Here is a 21619-nt window from a genome sequence, read left to right on the forward strand (position 1 = left end):
GAATGACCCGCACAGAACAGATTGGGGGAAACAGATGAACCGTCCGCTGCGTGTCGCTGTCGTCGGGGCCGGCTACTGGGGCCCGAACCTCGCCAGAAACTTCCGGATGAGCCCTGATTGGGAACTCGTCGCGATCTGCGACCTCGACCGAGCGCGAGCCGAGAAACTCGCAGACTCGCTCGGCGGGGTGCCCGTCGTGACGGATCTCGACCAGTTGCTTGCTGATCCCGAACTCGACGCCGTCGCCATCGCCACCCCGGCCCGCACTCATCACGCCGTGGTCATCAGCGCGCTGCGCGCGGGAAAGCATGTCGTCGTCGAAAAGCCGCTGGCCGACAGTCGAGAGCGCGGGCTCGACATGGTGCGCGAAGCAGAGCAACGCGGCCTTGTACTCATGGCCGACCATACCTATTGCTACACGCCTGCCGTGATGAAGATCCGGGAACTGATCGAGGATGGCGCCCTCGGAGACATCCTGTTCATCGATTCCGTGCGGATCAACCTCGGGCTCATCCAGCCCGATGTCGATGTCTTCTGGGATCTCGCGCCCCACGACCTGTCGATCATGGACTTCATCCTGCCGGGCGGGCTCAAGGCGACCACCGCGGCGGCGCAGGGGGCCGACCCGCTGGGAGCGGGGAAGTCCTGTGTGGGTTATCTCAGCCTTCCGCTCGAGGGTGGCGCGATCGCGCACGTGCACGTGAACTGGCTCAGCCCGACGAAGATCCGCCAGATGGTGGTGGGGGGAACCAAGCGCACCCTCGTGTGGGACGACCTCAATCCGCAGCAGCGCCTCAGTGTGTACGACAGGGGCGTCGACCTCACCCAGGTCTCGACGTCGGCTGCAGATCGCGCCGCCGCGACAGTGTCGTACCGGCTGGGTGACACCTGGTCGCCGGCTCTGCCGGAACGGGAGGCTCTCGCCGCCATGGCGACCGAGTTCGCTGACAGCATCCGCCGGGAGCGAACGCCGCGCACCGACGGGCATGCCGCACTGCGCGTGCTTTCCGTTCTCGAGGCGGCAAGCCGCAGTCTCGCCCTCTCGGGTGCCCCGAGCCCGATCGAATCCATCCCCATTCCTATGGAGCTTGCATCATGACCGAGATTTCCGGTTCGTCAGTCTTCGTCACCGGCGGTGCCGGGACGATCGGGTCCCACATCGTCGATCAGCTGCTCGACGCGGGGGCGGCTCATATCGATGTGCTCGACAACCTCGTGCGCGGACGTCGCGCCAACCTGGACCAGGCGCTGGCCACTGGCAGGGTGACCCTGCACGATGGTGACATCCGCGACAGGGAGCTGGTCCGCGAGCTCACCGCGGAGAAAGACCTCGTCTTCCACGAGGCAGCCATCCGCATCACCCAGTGCGCTGAAGACCCGCGCCTCGCCCTCGAGGTGCTGGTGGACGGCACGTTCAACGTCGTCGAGGCCGCGGCCGAACTCGGCGTCGGAAAGCTGATCTCAGCCTCGAGCGCATCTGTGTACGGGCTGGCCGAGGAGTTCCCCACGACAGAGCGTCACCACCACCACAACAACGACACGTTCTATGGCGCGGCCAAGTCGTTCAACGAGGGCATGATCCGGAGCTTCCGGGCCATGAACGGACTCGACTTCGTCATCCTGCGTTATTTCAATGTCTACGGTCCCCGGATGGACGTGCACGGTCTCTACACCGAGGTGCTGGTGCGCTGGATGGAGCGCATCGCCGACGGAAAGCCTCCGCTGATCTTCGGGGATGGCCAGCAGGCCATGGACTTCGTCGTCACCCAGGACATCGCCCGCGCCAACATCCTCGCCGCCCGGAGTGACGTCGTCGACGGGGTCTACAACGTGGCGAGTGGCCGGGAGACCAGCCTGCTCGAGCTCGCGCAGGCCCTCCTGCGAGCGATGGATTCCGATCTCATCGTCGAGCACGGCCCTGAGCGCGCCGTCAACGGGGTGACACGTCGGCTCGCGGACACGGTGGCAGCCCAGGTGGATCTCGGTTTCACGGCAAAGACCTCGCTGGAAGTCGGCCTGCGCTCGCTCGTGGAATGGTGGAGCCCTCTTCGCGACGAGATCTCCGCGGGAAAATCGGAGGCCATCGCATGAGCAGGGTCAACGTCATGAAGCCGTGGCTCGGCACAGAGGAGTCGGAGGCCGTGGCGGACGTCATCGCCTCGGGCTGGGTTGCTCAGGGTCCGAGGGTCGCCGCATTCGAGGCCGCGTTCGCGGAGGCGATGCAGGTCGAGCACGCCGTGGCGACCTCCAACTGCACGACCGCCCTGCATCTCGCGCTTGTCGTCGGTGGCATCGGGAAGGGAGATGACGTCGTGGTCCCGTCGTTCTCCTTCATCGCCACAGCGAACGCGCCAACCTACGTCGGCGCCCGACCGGTATTCGCCGATGTCGATCGACTCACCGGCAACCTCACTGCCGAGAGCGTGATCGCGGCACTCACCGACAAGACGCGCGCCGTCATCGTCGTGGACCAGGGCGGGATGCCCGTGGACCTCGACGCGATCCGCGCGGTCACAGAACCCCGTGGCATCCTGCTCATCGAAGACGCCGCATGCGGCGCGGGTTCCACGTACAAGGGTCGACCGGTCGGAACAGGGGCCGACATCGCGGCCTGGTCGTTCCACCCGCGCAAGCTCCTCACCACGGGGGAGGGCGGCATGCTCACGACTTCGAATGGGGAATGGGCCGCGCGCGCGCGTCGGCTTCGCGAACACGCGATGAGCGTCTCGGCCGCCGATCGGGCCGCCTCCGTGATCGCGCCACCCGAGCAGTACGGCGAGATCGGATTCAACTACAGGATGACCGACCTCCAGGCCGCCGTCGGGATCGTGCAGCTCGGCAGGCTGCCCGCGATCGTTGCGCGGCGTCGTGAGATCGCGGCGGAGTACCGGGCGCGCCTCGCCAGGATTCCGGGACTGAGGCTCGTCGCCGACCCCGGGCATGGCACCTCCAACTTCCAGTCGTTGTGGGTAGAGGTCGACGAAAGCTTCCCCCTGACCAGGGAGCAGTTGATCGAAGCGCTCGCGGAAGCGGATGTCTCGGCCCGCCGCGGGATCATGGCGGCCCATCGCCAGCCCGCGTATGAACACAGGGACACCGGGAGTGTTCCGTTGCCGATCACGGAGCACCTGAGCGACAACACGCTCATCCTGCCCGTGTACCACCAGCTCACCGAGGCCGAACTCGCGCAGGTCATCGACGCGCTGGCAGAGGCTGCGGCGCGCTCGGCCGGGGCAGCGGCATGACGAGGCCCGTGCTGCTCATCGCCGCGAGTGGCCTCGCGCGTGAGGTGATTCCCGTGCTGCGGGAGTCGGGCCGGGCGGTGCTCGGCTTCCTCGACGACCGGCACGGCGAGCTCCCGCGCACCATCGCCGGCGCTCCGGTGCTCGGCGGTCTCGACGACATTCCGCTCTACCCCGACGCCGATGTGCTCGTCTGTGTGGGCTCAGGAACCGGCCGCGAGCGTGTCGTCGCACGGCTCTCTGAGCTCGGCGTCGATTCCTCGAGGTATGCCACGGTTGTCGATCCTTCCGTACGAAACCCCGGCGCCTGCCCGGTCGGGGTTGGATCCATCCTGCTCGCCGGTGTCGTCATCACCGCGGATGCCGTCGTCGGTGCGCACGTTGTCGCGATGCCGCACGTGACCATCACGCACGATTGCCTCGTGGATGATTTCGCCACCCTCGCCGCCGGGGTCACTCTCGGTGGTGGTGTGCGTGTCGGCCGCGGCGCCTACCTGGGGATGAATTCTTCTGTTCGGCAGGGACTGTCGATCGGCCCTGGTGCGACCGTCGGCATGGGTGCCGTCGTGCTCACGGATGTCGACGATTCGGGCACCTGGGCGGGCGTGCCGGCCCGGCCGCTGGGGGTGACGGCGTGACCGTACCCTTCCTCGACCTGGCCGCCCAGAGTGCAGAGATCGCCGACGAGGTTCTGCCCGCATGGCAGCGACTGTTCGATTCGGCCGGATTCATCGGTGGCAGCGAAATCGATGCCTTCGAGCGCGAGTACGCGGACTTCATCGGTGTCGGGCACGTTATCGGCGTCTCCAACGGCACGGATGCCCTCGAGCTCGCCTACCGCGCTGTCGGTGTCGGCCCCGGCGACGAGGTCATGATGCCGGCCAACACGTTCATCGCTACAGCCGAAGCCGCGTCTCGGATCGGAGCAGTTCCTGTTTTCGTGGACGTCGACGATGAGTACCTGCTCATCGATCCTCTAGCGGTCGAGGCCGCCGTCACGAGCCGGACCCGTGCCATCGTGCCGGTGCACCTGTTCGGCCAAACGGCCCCTGTAGAGCGCATCCTGCCGATCGCCGACCGTCACGGAATCGCCGTCGTCGAGGATGCCGCGCAGTCGCAGGGCGCGTCGTCGGCCGCCGGTCGCGCCGGGGCCATGGCGCGCATCTCCGCCACGAGCTTCTACCCCGGGAAGAACCTGGGCGCCGCCGGGGACGCCGGCGCTGTGATGACGGACGACCCTGACGCCGCCGCGCTCGTGAGGAACCTGGCCGCCCACGGCAGCTCTACGAAGTACGTGCACGACCACGTCGGCATGAACGCGAGGATGGATGCGATCCAGGCACCCGTGCTGCGCGCAAAACTGCGCAGGCTCGACCGATGGAATGCCGCTCGACGGGCGGCGGCCGGCCGGTACTCCGCCATGCTCGCGGGCGTCGATGGAGTTCGCACGCCCTCGGTGCGCCAGGGAAACATCGATGCCTGGCACCTCTACGTGGTGCGGGTCGGCGAGCGAGAGCGCGTCATGTCGGAGCTCGCCGCCGCGGGCATCGGGTCCGGCATCCACTACCCGACTCCCGTGCACCTGACGGAGGCATACTCGTCGCTCGGTTACGCTCGCGGCCAGTTCCCTGTCGCCGAGGCGGCGGCAGGCTCGATCCTGTCGTTGCCGATGCATCCCCATCTTTCCGCGCAGCAGCAGGAGCGCGTCGCGGACGCCCTGCGTTCTGCCGTCGGCGCCTGAGGCTCACGCCATGCGGATTCTCGTCCACCTCAACAGCCTCGAACTCGGCGGTACGCAGATCAATGCCGTCGACTTCGCGGCGGCCCTGCGGGCCCGAGGTGTCGAGAGCCTGCTCGTCGGCGACCGTGGCTCGCGTCGGAGCGGCCCGTCGCTGCTGGAGATCGCCTCGGCCAAGGGTGTGCGCGTCAAGGCATACGACGCCGAGCCTGGGCTGGTGGCGCATGCGCGCCAGCTGAGCCGTTTCGCCGACGACTTCGACGCCGATCTCGTGCACGTCTACGGTTCCTGGGGTGGCGGCCGACCCACCTTCTGGGGCCCGGCGCGCTGGGGAATCCGGCCGTGGGTACTGACCGTGTACGAGATGGAGGTGTCATTCAAGATGTATCGGCATGTGCCGCTCATCGTCGGCACCGGATACCTTCTCGACGAGCAGTCGCGCCGGCCAGGCGGGGTGGTGCTCATCAGCCCACCTGTCGACCTCGTGGCCGACAGCCCGGATGCGGTCGACCGCGACGACTTCCGCACCATGCACGGACTCGGCGAAGGGGTGGTGTTGGTGATCGTCAGTCGACTCGTCAGCAGCATGAAGTCGCTGCCGATCGGAGTGGCTATCGACGCGATGCGGACCCTTGCAGAAAGAGGCGTCACCCTGGCCATCGTGGGCACAGGAGACAACGAGCCGGCGATCGCCCTGCACGCCGCTGAGGTCAATGCCGAGGCTGGCCGCGATGCCGTGAGGATGCTGGGGCCGATGGCCGATCCGAGGGCGGCGTACGCTGCCGCCGACATCGTGCTCGGCATGGGCGGGTCTGCCGCCCGAAGTCTCGCGTTCGCTACGCCGCTGGTGGTGCAGGGTGAGGCGGGTTTCTCCGCTCTGTTCGAACCCGCTTCGGCGACGATGCTCGCCCGATCGAGCTTCTGGAGCCCGGATACTGTGCCAGACCCGGTCCGGATGCTCCTGGATTCCCTGGCCCCCGTGCTCGACGATCCCGACTACCGGGCTGAACTCGGCGCGTTCGGGCGCGACTTCGCGATCTCCCGGTTCGGGCTGGAGGCAATGACCGACCGGCTCGTGGAGGTGTACTCACGGGCACTGTCTCGCCGAGCCGCCATCCGCTGGATCAGGGACCTTCCCCGGGAGGGCCGGCGCCTTGTCGAGAAACTCCAGCGGCTGGTGACGAGGACGGCACCGTGAAGAAGGACACCGGAACGTCCACGGCGCTCGAGTCGACCGAGGTCGGGTCGGAGCAACCCCCGATGCTCAGCGTCGGGCAGCAGGCGACTCGCGGGGTTCTCTGGCTGACCGCGCAGAAGTGGGCAGCGCGCATCTTCAGCTTCGTGACCATCATCATCCTGACCCGGTTGCTGTCGCCAGAGGACTTCGGAACCGTGGCGGCGGCGTCGACAGTGCTCCCGTTCTTTTACCTTCTTTCCGACCTCGGGTTCGCGGCATACATCGTGCAGGTCGACAAGACCGATCGCAGGATGCTGAGCACGGCGTTCTGGTTCTCGATGAGCGCGGGGATCGTGCTGTGCGCGGTGCTCTTCGCGCTTGCACCGTTGCTCGGCGGACTCTTCGGCGACGCCGATGTGATCCCGGTGATGCAGGTGCTGTCGCTCTGGGTGATCGCCACGGCGGTCGGATCGGTGCCGCTGGCGATCATGCGGCGCGACATGCGCTTCGCCGCGATCGCGGGCCAGGCGACGATCGCCGCACTGGCTGCGCAGGTGGTCGCGATCGCCATGGCGTTCAGCGGGTTCGGCGTGTGGGCACTGGTCGGTCAATCACTCACGGCGCCGGTGATCTCCACCATCCTGCTGTGGATCAGCGCACGCTGGCGTCCTGGGCTCGGATTCTCCCGCCCGGACTTCGTCAGGATGGTCAGTTTCGGCAGCCAGGTGCTCGGAGTGGAGTTCGTGGCCATGCTGCGGGCATCGGGTGAGGCTGCCGTGATCTCTTCGAGCCTGGGCCTCGCGAAGTTCGGGTACATGAATATCGCCCAGCGCCTGGTGCAGATGGTCCAGGACCTCACCGGCGGCGCGATTGTACCCGTCACCCAGGTCGCCTTCGCGAAGATCAGGAACGATGTCGGACGACTCAGGGCCGCGTATGTCCGGGCGCTCCGACTCACGTACGCTGCCCTGTCACTGCCGCTCACGTTCGTGGCAGTCGCCTCTCCTCTCATCGTTCCCATCGTCTTCGGACCTGGATGGGAGCAGAGCTTCGCGGTCGCGCAGATCCTCGCACTCGCCGGATCACTGTCCATCGGCGCATGGCTCGATCACGGGCTGTTCTACGGTGTCGGAAAGCCGGGCAGGTGGTTCATGTACGCGATCGTGATCGATGCGCTCACGCTGGGTACGACCATCGCACTCGTCTCGTCAGGGCTCGTCGCTGTCGCCTGGGGATTCCTCGCGGTGTGCCTCGTGGCGACCATGGTGCGCTGGTTTCTCACCTCGCGGCTGCTGGACACCCACTGGTACAGCGTCGCGGGCCCGTTCTGCTACCTCGTGGTGGTGACGGTCATCGCGGGCGCGGCCGGCTGGGGAATGATGCTCCTGACCTCTGACCTGCCACCGGTACTGTCGATTCTGGCTATCGGCGTCGCCGTCACCCTCACCCACCTCGGGGTCACGAGGCTCGTTGCCCGCACGGTCATCGACGAGGGGGTGCGCATCCTGGCGCACAGCCGATGGGGAAGGCGGATGCCGATTCTCCGACACCGGGGGTCCACGACATGATGCAGGATGCCGAATTCCCCTCGAACCCGGAGCGCCCTGGCCGCGCTCCGGTGTCCATCGTCTGCGTTTTCAATGATCCCGAGGTGCTCGCGAGTTGCCTCAGGCGATCCGTCGACGAAGGCCGCACGGCAACGACGCTGACGGAGCTGATAGCTGTCGACAGCCGCGACGGCGGATTCGCGACGGCGGGGGCCGCACTGAATCACGGAGCAGCGCAGGCCGTGAATGAGGTGGTGGTCTTCGCCCACCAGGACGTGTTCCTGCACTCGATAGCCGAACTCGAACGGGCAGCGCACGAGTTGCTCTGCTCCCCGCAGATTGGAGTGATGGGCGCGGTGGGCATCGATCGCTCCGGCCACATACTCGGGCGCATCCGCGACAGGGTGATCGGGTTGGGCGCGCCGGCGCCGCGACCCCGTGACGTCGACAGCATGGACGAAGTGCTCTTCATGATCACGCGCGACCGCTGGCGACAGGATCCTCTCGCTGACGACGCTCGACTGGGCTGGCATGCCTACGCCGTCGAGTATTCGGCTCGGATGCGGGAAGTGGGCCTCAGGGCTGTCGTCCGCGACGTCCCCCTGACCCACAACAGTCTCAGCTCGAACCTCAGGCACCTCGACGTCTCGCACCGATTCGTGGGAGATTCCTATCCCGCACAACTGCCGCTGCGTACGACCTGCGGCACGATCCAGCCGAACGGTGGAACCGGCAGCGCAGCATCGCTCGCGCGTCGCGCCAGCGGCCTTGCCCGGTGGGAGCGGGAGTCGCGGGCAGCTCGAGCGGCAGGCGGCGTCGTTCCCGTCCGCGATGTCGTGCTCGCCGACGTGCGATTCGTGATCGACCGGATAGCAGAGTTGAGCGGTGCGTCGGGCATTCGCGCGCTCGACCGCGAGATCGCTGGCGGCATCTCGACCCGGGTGCGCGGCCTCGAGCGACTCGGCCGGCCCACCTCTGCAGCCACGGCAGACCTCGCGACGATGAACGCGGAGATCGGCGCGCGCGCGGCGGGGGAAATCGTCGTTCTCGCCAATCTCGAAGCGCAGGATCTCGGCTCTCTCGAGCTTGCCGGGTGCCCCCGCATCGTCGGTTTCTCGCAGGAAGCGCGATTGTGGATGGTGATGGGGGTGTCGCGCTCCGATGTAGGAGAACTCTGGGAATACAGCCGCTCTCGCCCGTATGCGGGCATCGCCTTGCCCTCGAGAAAAGCACCCGTATGACGACCGGCCCGTTTCGCGGTCGCGTCGGTGGAGCGATGAGCGCCTTCATGTTCGGCATCATGGCGGATGCCACGAGCCTGCTGCCTCCGAAGTGGCGCTATGCCTACGTGCATCCGATTACCCGGAAGCTGCTTCCCAGACAATTGGGCGTGGTGGGTGCTTCATCCGGCGCCGCGCTTTCAACACCCAGGGCTGCTGGGCAGCCCGCTTCCATCATCTGCGCCATCGTGACGGACAAACTCGACGTGGGCGGGATCGGCTCGGTCGTCGAGACGCTGGCCATCGGTCTCAGCGAGTTCGGTGTGCGGCCGGTGATCGTGTGCCAGGGGGATGGAGCGCGGGCCCAGCGGTTGAGGGATGCCGGCGTGCGCGTGATATCCGTTGCGGATGGCACGATCGAGACCTCGGCGGTCATCGATGCTGGCGCGGATGTCGTGCAGGTTCACAGCGCTCCGCCGGTGCTGGAACAGGCGGCCATCGACAGCGGGCTGCCCGTAGTGGCCGTGCTCCACAACACCGAGATCCATTACTCGCGCCGGCAATGGATCGGGTTCGCGGCGTTGTACTCCCACGCGTCTTCGGCCATCGCGGTCAGCCATGTGGTGCGCGAGTTCCACCGACACCGACTGTCACCGTCGTCGGAAGACCGGTTCGTTGTCATTCCGAATGGCTCCCCGAATCGGCCGCTCGTGAACGAGGCCGCTCGGAGGGCGGCGAGGGTCGGCCTCAGCGAGACAGTCGGTCAGGATCTGACGGATGCCGTGGTGTTCATCTGCCTGGCACGATACGACGCGCAAAAGAACATCGCGGGAACCGTGTCGTCGTTCCTGCGGGCGGTCGACTCGACGGATCTTCCCCTTCACCTCGTCATCGCCGGGGACCCGTCAGACTGGGTCGAACTGCGTCGAGCGGACGGGATCCGCCGCCGCAGTCGCCACCGGGATCGAGTGCACCTGCTGGGGCAATCGGATGCCCGCTCACTTCTGGACGCTGGCGACGGGTTCGTGCTCGACTCGTTCTTCGAGGGCTGGCCCGTGGCTGCCACCGAAGCACTCGAGGCCGGATTGCCGCTGGTATTGAGCGACGTGGGTGGGGCGGTGGAACTCGTAGGACGCGATCCTGCGAGGTCGATCGTGGTCCCCAATGCGACGGGGCCGGCAGTCGAAGTGACGGATTCCAGGGTGGGTTGGGCGAGGTGGCGCTCGGGTCGGCAGCCCAACGCGAAGCACCTCGCCACTGCGATAGTGAGGGTGGCGGAGCGGGTGGTACTCGATCGCGAGTCGGGGAGGGCGGGTGTGCCGCCGATCCACGGCCCGGGCGTGCGAGAGATGGTGAGGGCTCACGCTGAGCTCCTCCTCAGGGCTGCGCGGCCCGACGCTTGACCGCACACGCATGAAGCCCGCATCCTCGGTGTGCGGATACGGGCTTCATGTCATGGATACGGAGTCGCTACGGCTGCCTGACGGCCGCGCCCTTACACTCGGTGGCCGACGAGCTGTAGATGAAGTTGGAATCCCACTGGGCCCAGCCGGGGCCGTTCTGCACATAGGTCGCACCGAAGCCGGTGCCGGAGAACCTGTTGTTCACCGCGCGCAGGTTGCTGTAGGAGTCGTTCATTTGGTTGAGGCCGAGCTGGTAGCCGTTTCCCTCGAGCAGGTTGCCCTGGATGAGCACGTTGTCGATGCTCCCGGAGTACGTCTGGATGAACAGCGCACCCGTGTCGCTTCCCGAGTTGGAGTTGAAGCGGTTGTTGAGCACCGTCAGCTTGCGATCGGCGCGGGAGCGGTCGGTGAAGTCACGGACGGTGAACGCATCCGAGTGGTTTCCGTTCGTGGCGGGGTTGCCCCACGCGACCAGACCGGTGACGTAATTGCGTTCGATCGTGGCATCCAGGCTCGATCCGGAATTCATGATTCCGATTCCGCTGCCGAAGCCGTGGATGTAATTGCCTGTGAGGTCCGCGATGCCGATGAACGCCGTCGCCCACGCGGCGTCCTGTGTCGGCAGCCGCGATCCGTCGAACTCGCTGTTGCGAATCGTCACCTTGCTCGGAGCGATCGCGAACGTGTTGAAGTTCTGGGTGGCAACCACGGGCATTCCGCGACCGGCAGACGTCGGCTGGATGCAGCTGTTCTCGATGGTGATGCTTCCGGCCGACAGGTCCAGCCCGCCCGAAATGCGCTTTCCCGAGATCACCGATCCCGACGGAACGCTGCTGCTGCCGGTGTAGGCCGGCAGGCTGGCGCAGGTCAGGCCGAGCGGAGCGAGTCCGACGGTGCTCGCAGACACGGTCCATCCGGCGGTGCCAGGAGCGGTGGGTGCTGGAGCAGGTGACGGCGCGGGGGGCGGAGCCGGAGCCGGAGATGGCGTGGGCGACGGCGCGGGCGTAGCGGGCGGCGTCATGATCGGGACCGGAGCGGGCATCGGGCGCAGGACCGGAGGCCTGGTCGCGACAGGCGACGGGCTGGGGGTCGCCGGAGCGGTTGTCCCCGGGCTCCTCGGGGGCGTCGCAGGAGTGCTGCCGACCGTCGTGCCCGGGGCGAACACCACGTCGACGAAGTAGTTGGATGCGTTGTACGAGTTGGTGGGGAAACCGCCCTGGCCGTACTTGTAGACGCCAGCGCCGCGGGAGATGGTGAAGCCGTTCAGCGACTTCTTCGACGTCAGGTCACGCTCACTGACGGCATATGAGCCCTGGGGGGCGAAATAGGAGACGACGTAAGAACGACCCGCCTCGAGTGCGGCGGGAGTGGTGAGCATGATGGTGCGCCAGCCCTCGCGCGTGGTCGCGGAAAAGGACGCGGTCGCAAGCTTCTTCCCGTCCGCGGTCCAGAGAGTTGCCGAGGTGACGCCGCTTGCGGCGCGGCTCTGGAAATACTGCAGCGCCGTGACGGAGCCGCTCTTTTCCGGGGAGAACTTCAGCCCGAGTTCGACGGGGTCGCGATCCGGATCGACTGCCACTGAGGGCTTCAGTGAATCGGAAAAGATTCCGGTGGTAGATGTTGCCGGCCGCATGGATGACGTGGCGGTAGCGGGGGTTTGGGCGAAGGCGGGGATGGCTACAGCGGTGCCGACCGCCAGTGCCATCACGCCGAGGCTGGCGAATCCACCTCGAAACCATCGTCGTTTGAGTCGGTTCCGGCGGCGGATCTGTGCTCGCTGCCCGGGGTTCTGGGATGACATTCACTCTCCTCGTAACGAAGTGGTCATTAAAGCACACGAAAGAGAAAAAAAGATAACAATTATATGACGGATTGTCGCCTATCGTTACCATCGACACGCCGGAGCAGGGGAACAATCAGCGTTGCCATCGCGCCTTTACACGTTGCATCCCGTCCTTTCCCAGTGCGGCGATCGCCATCCTGCGTGCTGCAGACCGGCCGGAGTCGCGCAGCCACCTCAGCGGAGCGGTAACGACACGGTCGCTCACCAGCGCCCCGAAACCGGGCTGCCGGGCGTCATCGAGCGCCCCAGGAAACCGTGACACCCACGGTTCGGGAGTCGTCAGGCGGCCTCGAACCCGGTTACTGACGTTCTCTCCGTGTACCACCTGTAACCAGCCGGGTGCGCCGTCGATTTCCACGACGGGCATGGTCCGCCTGAGCATCAGGTGCCAGTCGGCCCAGCACATCTTCGGCCGGTCCCACGACTCCGCCACCGAACAGAACGCGTTGTCGGGGTCAGTGCGAAGGTACACCCCGCCCGGGCCTTTGATCAGTCCGTTCACGAGGTAGAGGGCCCGTCGATCGGAGAAGTCGACAGCGGCCTGGATGCGCTCGACGAAATCGATCGCGAGCCCGTCGTCGTTGTCGAGGTTCGTCGTGATCAGCATGGCCGCCGATCCTGTCGACACCTGCCGCACATCGGCGACGAGATCGTCGTAAGGAACCTCGGCACGGTAGACGGGAGTGAAGAGGCCCCGTTCTGCGTAGGGGGCGATGGCGTTTTTGAGCCATTCCGGGCTTTCGGGATCGAAGTAGATGATCCACGAGACATTGCGGTTCGATTGCGCCTCGACCGAGGGCGCGCAATACCGTTCGAAGAGACGCCAGCGATTGACGAGCCAACTCTCACTCGCGCGGATACGCGCCTCGGCGCCGCCGGATGGCAAATTGAACCTGGTGAGAATGACGTGGTCGATCGTCGGCATGATCAGTTCTTCGGGGTGAGGGTCGTTCGGTCGCGCAGGAACCGGCGCAGTTCCGTGGCATCCTCGAGGTCGACGCCGAGGGCGTCCCGTGCGCCTCGGAGTCGGGGCGGGCGTGGCGCATAGGGCCAGGCCGTCTCGTCAGGGACGTTGCCCATCAGATCGTGGAACACGCCGACGTACTCCTGCGCCTGGGGCCGCCAATCGAGTTCGGTCGCAACACGCTCGCGCGCTCGCAGGGCGAGTTCTATGCGGCGATCCGGGTCGTCGAGCAGCGACTCGATCGCATCGGCGAACGCGCCGATGTCACCGGACGGGACGTATACACCGGTGTCGCCAGCGGAAACACGGGTCTCGATGAGGTCGAACGAGACGGGCACGAGGCCGTATGCCATGTATTCCATGGTCTTGTTCATCGTCGATACGTTGTTGAGAGGGGTGTTCAGGTCGGGGCCGAGGCCGAGGTCCGCCGAACTCAGGTAGTGCGCGATCTGATCCGGCCCCACCCGTCCCGTGAACACGACGTGGTCGTCGAGGCCGCGCTGGGTCGATTCGAGAGTGAGGCTCTCGAGACAGTCGCCGAACCCCAGCATCACAGCCCGGATCCCGGTACGGCCGCGAACGTGGACGAGCTCGTGCATCACGGCAAGGATGTTCTCGACCCCGTCCTGCGGGCCCATGATCCCGATATACGCGAGCAGGTGTGAGGCGCCGTCCCTGATCGACGGGTCGGGGTAGATCGGTCGCATCACCGTCGTGTCTGGCCCGCTGCGGACCACGGTAACTCTGGCCGCATCCAGGTTGCCGCGGCGTTCTGCGACCCGCTTATACGATCCGTTCGTCGAGATCACCCGGTCCGCCGTGCGGTAGGTGCTTCGTTCCAGCCGAACGAGACCGCCGAGTTGCCACCGTCCGGCGATCCCGGTCGGTGTGCCGAAACGCGAGAGATACAACTCGGGATTCAGGTCGTGCTGGTCGAAGACGAACCTCACTCCGCGCAAGCGCCAGAACCGGGCGAGCAGCCAGTACGTGTCGGGCGGATTGCACGCCTGGATCACGTCGAAGCCGTGGCGCCCCCACACCCTGACCGACAGCACAGCCGTGCGGAGCCAGGAGTACGCGAACTCGAGCGCGAATCCCAGAACACCCTTCGCTTCGCGCGCGGGAGCGTACTGATAGATATGGATGCCGTCGATCTCTTGGAAGGCCGGATCTCCGGGGCCTTTCGGGCAGATCACCGACACCTCGTAGCCCTGCGCCGCGAGCGCCTGGCACTCCAGCCAGACGCGCCGATCGAGAGGAACGGGAAGGTTCTGCACGATCATGAGAACCCGCCGGCGCCTGCCCGCTGTAGCCATTCGAGAGCCCCCCAGTAGCGTGCTGCGGATAGTGACTTTGACAAACTGTGAAGCTTCGGGTGTCGCTACGATCATCCTATGTGCGGAATCGTCGGCGCAGTCCGATTCGATGGCGGTGCGGTGTCACGCGTCCGCATCGAAGAGATGGCGGAAGCCGTGCATCATCGCGGGCCTGACGACGATGGTTTCTGGGTGGAAGGGCCGATCGGCTTCGGCCACCGGAGGCTGTCGATCATCGACGTGGGTGGCTCCCATCAGCCCATGCAGAGCGTGGACGGCCGGTGGACCATCGTCTTCAATGGCGAGATCTTCAACTACCAGCAGTTGCGACAGTCGCTCGACTACCCTTTCCGCACGTCGGGGGACACGGAAACCATCCTCGCCGGACTTGTCTCGCACGGCATCCGCTACGTCGACCACCTCGTCGGGCAGTTCGCGTTCGCGGCCTTCGACAAGCAGACCGGGATCGTTCATCTCGTGCGGGACCGGCTGGGCATCCTTCCTCTCTATTTTCGGAGGTCGGGAAGCTCCCTGCTGTTCGGTTCGGAGATCAAGGCGATCCTCGCGGGCATGGACCAGCCACCGTCGGTCGACTACGAAAGCCTCGGTGCCTACCTCCACGGTCGGTCCGTCCCCGCACCCTTCACCCTCTTCGAGGGCGTCCGCAAGCTCGAGGCGGCTCATCGTGCCGAGGTGCGGCCGGATGGAACGATCACCGAGCAGGTGTTCTGGGCGCCACCGGAACAGGATGAGTCGGCCTGGACCGCCGCCGATGCCGTGGACGCCGTCGACCAGGTGGTCACGGAGTCCGTGCGCTCGGCACTCGTGGCAGACGTGCCCGTCGGCGCCTACCTGAGCGGCGGCGTGGACAGTAGCCTCATCGTCGCCAAGGCGGCCGGGCTGATCGGCGGCGCCAGGTTGAAGACCTTCTCCGCCGGGTTTGGCGACCCCCGCCATGACGAGCTGCCGTTCGCGCGCCAGGTGAGCGATCACGTCGGTACCGACCACCATGAGGTACGGGTGGATGCCCGTGACCTGGAGTCGCTCTGGCCCACCCTCACCTGGCATCGTGATGCACCCATGTCCGAGCCGGCGGATTTCGCGGTCTACCGGCTGGCGCAGGCCGCGCGGGAGCACGTGACAGTCGTGCTCTCCGGGGAAGGTGGCGACGAGCTCTTCGCGGGGTACCCGAAGTACCGCGCCGCGCAGGCGATGGCTGCGGCATCCATTCTCCCTGGCGGGTTCCGTCGCGGGGTCGGCGAAATAATCGATCGCCACCTGCCGGCCAGGCTTGCCAGGGCCCGGATCGCCCTGCGCGTCTGGTCGACCGCTGACCGCGACGAGCAGTTCCGCGCGTGGTTTGCGCCATTCTCGGCGCAGGAACGCGCACAGCTGCTCACCGGCGTGAGCACGAGGCGCACCTCGGTGGCGGCCGCCGGTCGCAGCGTCGATCCGATCCGGGCCATGCTTCTCGCCGACCTGCGCAACTGGCTGCCAGACAACCTCCTGGAGCGAGGGGACCGGATGTCGATGGCAGCCTCCCTGGAGTTGAGGCCCCCCCTGCTCGACTACAGACTGGCGGACCTCGCGTTCCGATTACCGTCGTCGGTGAAGGTGCGGTCGGGGCAGACCAAGTGGGTGCTCAAGGAAGTCGCTCGTCGATATCTTCCGGCGAACATCGTGGACAGGCGCAAGGTGGGGTTCCGCGTTCCGCTCGATGCCTGGTTCCGGTCGTCCCTGCGGGATTCGGTGCGGGAGCGTCTCACCGGCAGCGGATCATTCGTCGCCGACACCTTCGATAAGGACGCGATCCACGACCTCCTCGATCGTCACGATAGCGGGCGCTTCAATGAGGAGTCCCGGATCTGGACGCTCATGTCGCTCGAGGTGTGGCACGAGACGTTCTTCGTGTCGACGCAGCGTCAGTCCAGCTGACGCGAGCTGGAGTCGCGCTCCCAGCCGACCGTCGAGCGCGCCGCCCTGGCTCGGAAGCGACCGACGCCGATGACCGCGACATACACGAGAACGTCAGCGACACGCGCGGGGTTCCGGCGCAGGAGCGCTGCAAGGTCTCCGAGTTGTCCTCGCTGCCCGTCGGACAGGCGGCTGTGGCTCGCCGCTACCTCGGACTGGGTGCGGTAGCTGCGTCGCAGGATCCGAAGAAGGTCGGCCGTCGTTCGCGGCGTCGTCACGATGACGGGATCGGTCGCCACGATCGTGATCTCACGGGCCGTGAACAGGCTGTCGATGAAGAGGTCGTCAGACACGAGGTCGGGGAATTCCGCGAATCGCGCGCGACCTTCTTCGGACAGGGCGTAGCAGCCGGCCCCCCACAGGGCCGCAGAGATGGAGGGCAGCTCGGCGCGCACCCTGTACCAGGCGCGAACGATCCAGGTCGCTCGCGATGAGTCGAACGAGTGGGGAGGGCGAGCGGCGATGGCACCGTGTGTGAGAGCGTCGATGACATCCCTAGCAGCCCGGCTCGTCAGCACGATGTCGGCGTCGAGGTAAATGCGGGGGCCGGATGCCGCGTGCAGGTCACCTTCCCTCAGCGCCGCCGCTTTCGACGCCACCGTGATGTCGACCACTCGCACGCCGTGATGGCCTGCCGCGACGTCAGCCGTCCGATCCGTGCAGCCGTTGCTCACGACGACGACCCGCACCGACTCGTCCGCGATAACGTCGCCGAGCGCATCGAGCGTGCGACCGATTACCGCTTCCTCATCGTGCGCGGCGATGATCACTGTGCCCTGGTTCATCGGTTTCCCCCGGGCAGGCCCGCTCGCGCACGTGTCGACAGCAGTGCGCGAACCGCGGCCCGCGCCCCGGGTCGATGGGGGCGGATGAGGTTGCGCGCGAGCAGCACGACGGCGAACGCAGCCGATCCCGCAGCACCGTGCCATTTCTGGTAGTACCGCAGTTTATTGACTTCCATCAGTGCATCCAGGGCTGACGACGAGCCGGATCCGCCGGCGCGATGTTCGACGACGGCACGCGGTTCGAATCCGATGGTGCCGCCGCGCTCGCGGATCCGGCGCGCATAGTCGGTCTCCTCTGAGTACATGAAGAACCGACGGTCGTCCCACGAACCCACCGACTCCGCGACACCGGTCCTGATGGCGAGAGCGGCCCCGGTGGCCCATTCGATCGCATGGGCCCGCCGGTAGCGCTCCGGAGCGCGGACGGTTTCGCTGAGCGCCGCAGGTCGAGTGCTCCAGCGGTCACCGAACAGGGCATCGCCGACCGCAGCGACAACGGATGGTTCGGTGCGCAGGGAATCCTGCCGACGGCCGGCAGCATCGACGATCAGGGGGACGGCAGCGTCGGCTCCCGCATCGATGACGGCGCCGAGGTGCTCGAGAGATCGAGGGTGCAGTGTCAGGTCGGGGTTGAGGAAGACGATCATCCTCGACACCGGGGCATGGGCCACGCCGAAGTTGAGACCGCCGGAATATCCCAGATTTGCGCCAGCCTCGACTATCGTCACGTGATCGTGAGAATCGAGCAACGGAGCCAGTGGCTGTTCTGGAGCGTTGTTCACGATGGTCGCGTGCCAGCTCGCGCCAGCCGCGGCGGCGTCGAGGGATGCGATGAGCCCGGGAAGGTCGCCCGCGCTGTGATAGGACACGACGACGATCGAGAAGTCGACGGTGGCGTCGGCCTTCGCGGAGGTCATGAGGGACCCGCACCGACTGTCGAGGACTGCAGGGAGATTACGATGCGGCACCTCGTCATCAATGGGGGTGAGGCTTCGGGGCGAGATGAGTATACTCGACTCGCAATCCCCGTGAAGTCTCCAGTGGGGGAAGGGGACGTATGACAGTGCGCGACATCGCCCACGCCTCATTTCGGCGCTGGTACGTGCTCGTGCTGGTTCTAGCGGCGATGGCGTTCCTGGCCCTCACCCTGTATCGAGACGGCGGCACCTTCACCACGAGGACCGCAGTGACGTTCACCCTCCCAGCGACGACGACCCTGATGGCCAATAACGGCAGCAACGATTCCAGCGTGATCGCTTTCGCCGGGGCCATCGCGAGCGAAATCAATCGAGGCAAGCCGGTGGCGAACTACTCATCGGCCGACGCGCCGTACTACGGCGCCGGGGTCCGCGAGGGGGTGCTCGTCTCTCTGCGCAATGAAGGAAACCAGTGGATGGCGATCTTCCCGTCTGCGACGATCGAGATCCAGATCGTCGGTCCCACCCGGGAATGGGTGGAGGCGAGGCAGCAGCAGCTCCTCAGCCAGATTGCCGAGGTGGCTGGCGCCCAGCAGAGTCTGGCCGTACCCAGTAGTGAGAACCGCATCACGGGCACTGTGGAACCGACGAGTACCCGCATCGATGAGATAGTCCCGTCGCGCTCGTCCGAGATCTTCGCGTTCGGTGCGCTCGCGCTCGCGGCATCCATTCTGGGCATCGGGGCAGCGGTCGCACTCGACCTCGTGATCCGCCGCTACTCGGCAGCCGGCCGGCGAGAACGGTCCCAGCCATCACCGACGACCCGGGGAGGCATCACCGCATGAATCTGGCAGATACGCTGCGGGGGCTGGTGCGGCGGTGGTACATCGTCATTCCCGGGCTGCTGATCGCCGCCGTGCTCGCGGTCGTCGCGTTCACCTCGATCAAGCCGGATTTCGAGCGGACGGCCACTCAGCTGCTGCTGCCGGGCCAGGGGACGATCCCGGAGGGCGCCACGAACCCCTACCTCTTTCTCGGCGGGCTCACGCAGTCCGCTGACGTTCTGGTGCGCTCCCTCAACGCCGACGAAGCGGCCGGGGAGGTAGTGGACAAATACCCCGGCGCAGAGATTGCGGCTTCGAAAGATCCGAGCACGTCCGGTCCGATCATCCTGATCACGGTGACAGCGAAAAGCGATGCCGACGCGGAAGGAGCTCTCACCGACATCCTTTCCCGATCTGCCGGCATCCTCGAACGACTGCAGAGCGATCAGAATGTGAGGGTCGTCGATCGCATCACCATCTCTACCCTCACCCAGGACCAGTCGAGCACGCTGCAACAGCGCAATCGTCTCGTTGCGACCGTCGGCGTCGGCGCCGGGATCGCGGTGCTCACCATCCTCCTCGCGAGTCTGCTGGACGGCCTGTCTCGCCGCTCTCCGGCCCGAGAACGGAAGAGCACCCGCTCCGACGCGGACGGCGAAGCGGAGGACGAACCTGAAGAGCCGGATGGTGTCCCCGACCCACCCTCGACCACCCCGGATTCCGACGATCGGGAACGCAGGAGCGCCGGACCAAGGCTCTTCCGATCCGGGCGAAGCAGAGTAGCCGGGCGCGACCGCTCAGGGGTCGGGCTTGCGCATAAGACTGACACCCACGCGAGCCGTGAGCTTCCCGTGCATTCGGACGAGGCCCCGGCCGGATGAGCGTCGGCGGCCAGAGTATGCGACCCGTCGCTGCCATCGGTCGCCGGGTCACGACGCGTGGGCGTGGTATCACCGCATCCACGATGGTGACCGTCTACATCGTGCTTCTGCTGGCCTGGCCCTCCTTCGTGTCCATCAGCCAGCTGGGAAGCCTCGGGCGCCCGTCGCTGCTGTGGGGGCTCGTCCTGCTTTTCTGGTGGATTCTGACGAGGCTCCAGACCCGAACGGACGACGACCGGTCGATCCCGCAACCCCTGCGCTACGCTTTCGCCGCGTTCGCGATCGTCGCTCTGATCAGCTTCGCCGCCGCCATGTTGCGGGGTCAGCCAGGAGACCAGGTCAGCCCGGCCGTGACAGCCCTGATTCGGCTCGCGTCGTGGGCCGGGGTGTTCTTCGTCGTCATGGATGGCATCCGCACTCACTCGGACGCCGCCAGGCTGGTGCGACGGCTCGCGATCGGCGGCGCGGCCCTGGCGACACTAGGGCTTGCGCAGTTCATCACGGGACAGACCCTCCTGGACTGGACGGCGAGCATTCCCGGGTTGACCGTCGATCTGGCCGACGCCGCGACCCGGGGTTCATTCACCCGCGCGTCAGGAACGGCTATTCATCCGCTGGAGTACGCGGTCCCCGTCGTGGCCAGCCTGCCGCTGGCTGTCACCGCAGCCGTCAGCGGCGGATTCCGCGCTCGGCTCTCGCGCAACCAGGGATGGTGGTGGGTAGCCGTGGCGGTGATCACGATAGCCTCGGTGATCGCCGTGTCGCGATCGGCGATCATCGGACTCGCGGTGGCCGTGATCTTCTCTCTTCCTGCCGTTCCTGTCACCTTCCGCTGGGTGATCGGCGTGGGTGGCGGCATCCTGTCCCTCGTCGTGCTCGCGGTGGTGCCAGGACTTCTGGGAACCATCGTGGGGCTGTTCGCCGGCGCGTCAGACGACCCCAGCACGCAGTCGAGGGTGGATGGCCTGGCCCGTGTCCCCGAATTCATCTCCTCATCGCCGCTGCTCGGCCAGGGATTCGGAACCTTCCTGCCGAGGTACTACATCTTCGACAACGCCTGGGTGCTCGTGCTCGTGGAACTGGGCGTCATCGGAGTAGTGAGCTTTGCGATGTTCGTGACGATCGCCATCGGAAGCGCGTACTGGGCGAGCCGGAGGTCGCCCGTGGCCAGCACGAAGGCGATGAGCAGGGCGATCGCGGCATCCATGATCACGATCGCGGTGCTGATGATCTTCTTCGACGGGCTGTCGTTCACCATCTCTGGCGGGCTGCTCTTCTTCATGGCGGGTATGGCCGCGGCGATGCGCTCTGTCGCCCACGGCGAATCGTTCGCCGATCATGGATGACCGACCGGCGCGCTCGCGCCGGTGGTTAGCCGCCGGGCTCATCCTCTACGCCGTCGCGGCGCTGGTCGTTCTGCTTGCGCCGGTCTCGTACGGCGACGTCATCGCCTCCATACGCGACCTGATGGGCGACTCTTACCGCACGTTGTTCGGCTCAGGATGGATCGAATTCTCGGCGAACATCGTGCTCTTCGTACCGCTCGGGGTGCTGCTGACGCTGCAGTTCCGTCGCCCTGCAGTGGGCGTGATCGCCAGTATCCTCGTGTCGGTCGGGGTCGAACTGGCGCAGCTCGTCATTCCCTTCCGGCAAGCCACGGTGCGGGATGTGATAGCCAACATGATCGGCGCTGTCATCGGCGCGATGGTCGTCTGGCTGATCCGGCACTGGCGGGTCAGCCACAGGCGGGCTTCACGGGTTGCCCGCCAGTCCGGCCGCCCCTAGGTC

19 protein-coding genes are annotated in these 21619 nt (G+C 66.4%); 14 read left to right on the top strand and 5 right to left on the bottom strand.

Features of this window, described 5'->3' with window-relative positions; all coding sequences use genetic code 11:
- The first annotated feature begins 34 nt into the window (after nucleotides 1–34).
- Genes IWX81_RS12585 through IWX81_RS12625 form a run of 9 tightly spaced genes read left to right on the top strand, consistent with a single transcriptional unit; the run spans nucleotide 35 to nucleotide 10327 of the window.
- Complete coding sequence (locus IWX81_RS12585; RefSeq protein WP_199281679.1) at nucleotides 35–1099, top strand: Gfo/Idh/MocA family protein; 1065 nt, start codon at nucleotides 35–37, stop codon at nucleotides 1097–1099.
- Complete coding sequence (locus IWX81_RS12590; protein WP_199281680.1) at nucleotides 1096–2091, top strand: NAD-dependent epimerase/dehydratase family protein; 996 nt, start codon at nucleotides 1096–1098, stop codon at nucleotides 2089–2091. The genes IWX81_RS12585 and IWX81_RS12590 overlap by 4 nt, the downstream gene beginning before the upstream one ends.
- On the top strand, nucleotides 2088–3245 hold the full coding sequence (locus IWX81_RS12595) for a DegT/DnrJ/EryC1/StrS family aminotransferase (protein ID WP_334594126.1): 1158 nt from the start codon (nucleotides 2088–2090) through the stop codon (nucleotides 3243–3245). Before IWX81_RS12590 ends, IWX81_RS12595 begins: the two co-directional genes overlap by 4 nt.
- On the top strand, nucleotides 3242–3880 hold the full coding sequence (locus IWX81_RS12600; protein WP_199281681.1) for a NeuD/PglB/VioB family sugar acetyltransferase: 639 nt from the start codon (nucleotides 3242–3244) through the stop codon (nucleotides 3878–3880). The genes IWX81_RS12595 and IWX81_RS12600 overlap by 4 nt, the downstream gene beginning before the upstream one ends.
- Nucleotides 3877–4983: a DegT/DnrJ/EryC1/StrS family aminotransferase gene (locus IWX81_RS12605; RefSeq protein WP_199281682.1), complete on the top strand. Its 1107-nt coding sequence runs from the start codon at nucleotides 3877–3879 to the stop codon at nucleotides 4981–4983. The genes IWX81_RS12600 and IWX81_RS12605 overlap by 4 nt, the downstream gene beginning before the upstream one ends.
- A gap of 10 nt (nucleotides 4984–4993) precedes the next feature.
- The gene (locus IWX81_RS12610; RefSeq protein ID WP_199281683.1) at nucleotides 4994–6178 is read left to right on the top strand and encodes a glycosyltransferase; all 1185 of its coding nucleotides are present in this window, start codon (nucleotides 4994–4996) and stop codon (nucleotides 6176–6178) included.
- Nucleotides 6175–7725, top strand: a complete 1551-nt coding sequence (locus IWX81_RS12615; protein ID WP_334594128.1) for a lipopolysaccharide biosynthesis protein — start codon at nucleotides 6175–6177, stop codon at nucleotides 7723–7725. Before IWX81_RS12610 ends, IWX81_RS12615 begins: the two co-directional genes overlap by 4 nt.
- Entirely contained in the window at nucleotides 7722–8945 is a 1224-nt protein-coding gene (locus tag IWX81_RS12620; protein WP_334594130.1) for a glycosyltransferase, read from the top strand. The genes IWX81_RS12615 and IWX81_RS12620 overlap by 4 nt, the downstream gene beginning before the upstream one ends.
- Nucleotides 8942–10327: a glycosyltransferase gene (locus tag IWX81_RS12625; RefSeq protein ID WP_199281684.1), complete on the top strand. Its 1386-nt coding sequence runs from the start codon at nucleotides 8942–8944 to the stop codon at nucleotides 10325–10327. The genes IWX81_RS12620 and IWX81_RS12625 overlap by 4 nt, the downstream gene beginning before the upstream one ends.
- 67 nt (nucleotides 10328–10394) lie before the next feature.
- Here IWX81_RS12625 and IWX81_RS12630 read toward each other — a convergent pair whose 3' ends face one another.
- The 3 genes from IWX81_RS12630 to IWX81_RS12640 all read right to left on the bottom strand — a co-directional run bounded on the left by IWX81_RS12630 (nucleotide 10395) and on the right by IWX81_RS12640 (nucleotide 14450).
- Entirely contained in the window at nucleotides 10395–12128 is a 1734-nt protein-coding gene (locus tag IWX81_RS12630; RefSeq protein ID WP_199281685.1) for a DUF4082 domain-containing protein, read from the bottom strand.
- A 115-nt stretch (nucleotides 12129–12243) separates the two neighbouring features.
- Nucleotides 12244–13095 (bottom strand): glycosyltransferase, encoded by an 852-nt coding sequence (locus tag IWX81_RS12635; protein WP_199281686.1) that lies wholly within the window; start codon nucleotides 13093–13095, stop codon nucleotides 12244–12246.
- A 2-nt stretch (nucleotides 13096–13097) separates the two neighbouring features.
- Nucleotides 13098–14450, bottom strand: a complete 1353-nt coding sequence (locus IWX81_RS12640; RefSeq protein ID WP_199281687.1) for a glycosyltransferase family 4 protein — start codon at nucleotides 14448–14450, stop codon at nucleotides 13098–13100.
- Nucleotides 14451–14528: 78 nt separating this feature from the next.
- Between IWX81_RS12640 and asnB the strand changes: the two genes are divergently transcribed.
- Nucleotides 14529–16385 carry an asparagine synthase (glutamine-hydrolyzing) gene (gene asnB, locus IWX81_RS12645; RefSeq protein WP_199281688.1) on the top strand — a complete coding sequence of 619 codons (1857 nt, stop codon included), beginning with the start codon at nucleotides 14529–14531 and terminating at the stop codon, nucleotides 16383–16385.
- Here the strand turns inward: asnB and IWX81_RS12650 are convergent.
- Nucleotides 16373–17209, bottom strand: coding sequence for a glycosyltransferase (locus IWX81_RS12650; protein WP_199281689.1), 837 nt, complete (start codon nucleotides 17207–17209; stop codon nucleotides 16373–16375). The two genes, asnB and IWX81_RS12650, sit on opposite strands and share 13 nt — an antisense overlap.
- Nucleotides 17206–18126, bottom strand: coding sequence for a glycosyltransferase family 2 protein (locus tag IWX81_RS12655; RefSeq protein ID WP_199281690.1), 921 nt, complete (start codon nucleotides 18124–18126; stop codon nucleotides 17206–17208). The genes IWX81_RS12650 and IWX81_RS12655 overlap by 4 nt, the downstream gene beginning before the upstream one ends.
- A gap of 140 nt (nucleotides 18127–18266) precedes the next feature.
- Between IWX81_RS12655 and IWX81_RS12660 the strand changes: the two genes are divergently transcribed.
- Genes IWX81_RS12660 through IWX81_RS12675 form a run of 4 tightly spaced genes read left to right on the top strand, consistent with a single transcriptional unit; the run spans nucleotide 18267 to nucleotide 21616 of the window.
- Complete coding sequence (locus tag IWX81_RS12660) at nucleotides 18267–18971, top strand: hypothetical protein (protein WP_199281691.1); 705 nt, start codon at nucleotides 18267–18269, stop codon at nucleotides 18969–18971.
- Nucleotides 18968–19831 carry a hypothetical protein gene (locus tag IWX81_RS12665; RefSeq protein ID WP_199281692.1) on the top strand — a complete coding sequence of 288 codons (864 nt, stop codon included), beginning with the start codon at nucleotides 18968–18970 and terminating at the stop codon, nucleotides 19829–19831. Before IWX81_RS12660 ends, IWX81_RS12665 begins: the two co-directional genes overlap by 4 nt.
- A 17-nt stretch (nucleotides 19832–19848) precedes the next feature.
- Nucleotides 19849–21177, top strand: a complete 1329-nt coding sequence (locus IWX81_RS12670) for an O-antigen ligase family protein (RefSeq protein ID WP_199281693.1) — start codon at nucleotides 19849–19851, stop codon at nucleotides 21175–21177.
- Nucleotides 21170–21616 (top strand): VanZ family protein, encoded by a 447-nt coding sequence (locus IWX81_RS12675; RefSeq protein ID WP_199281694.1) that lies wholly within the window; start codon nucleotides 21170–21172, stop codon nucleotides 21614–21616. The genes IWX81_RS12670 and IWX81_RS12675 overlap by 8 nt, the downstream gene beginning before the upstream one ends.
- Nucleotides 21617–21619 lie beyond the last annotated feature (3 nt).

The organism is Salinibacterium sp. CAN_S4, assembly GCF_015752305.1.
Classification (GTDB): domain Bacteria; phylum Actinomycetota; class Actinomycetes; order Actinomycetales; family Microbacteriaceae; genus Rhodoglobus.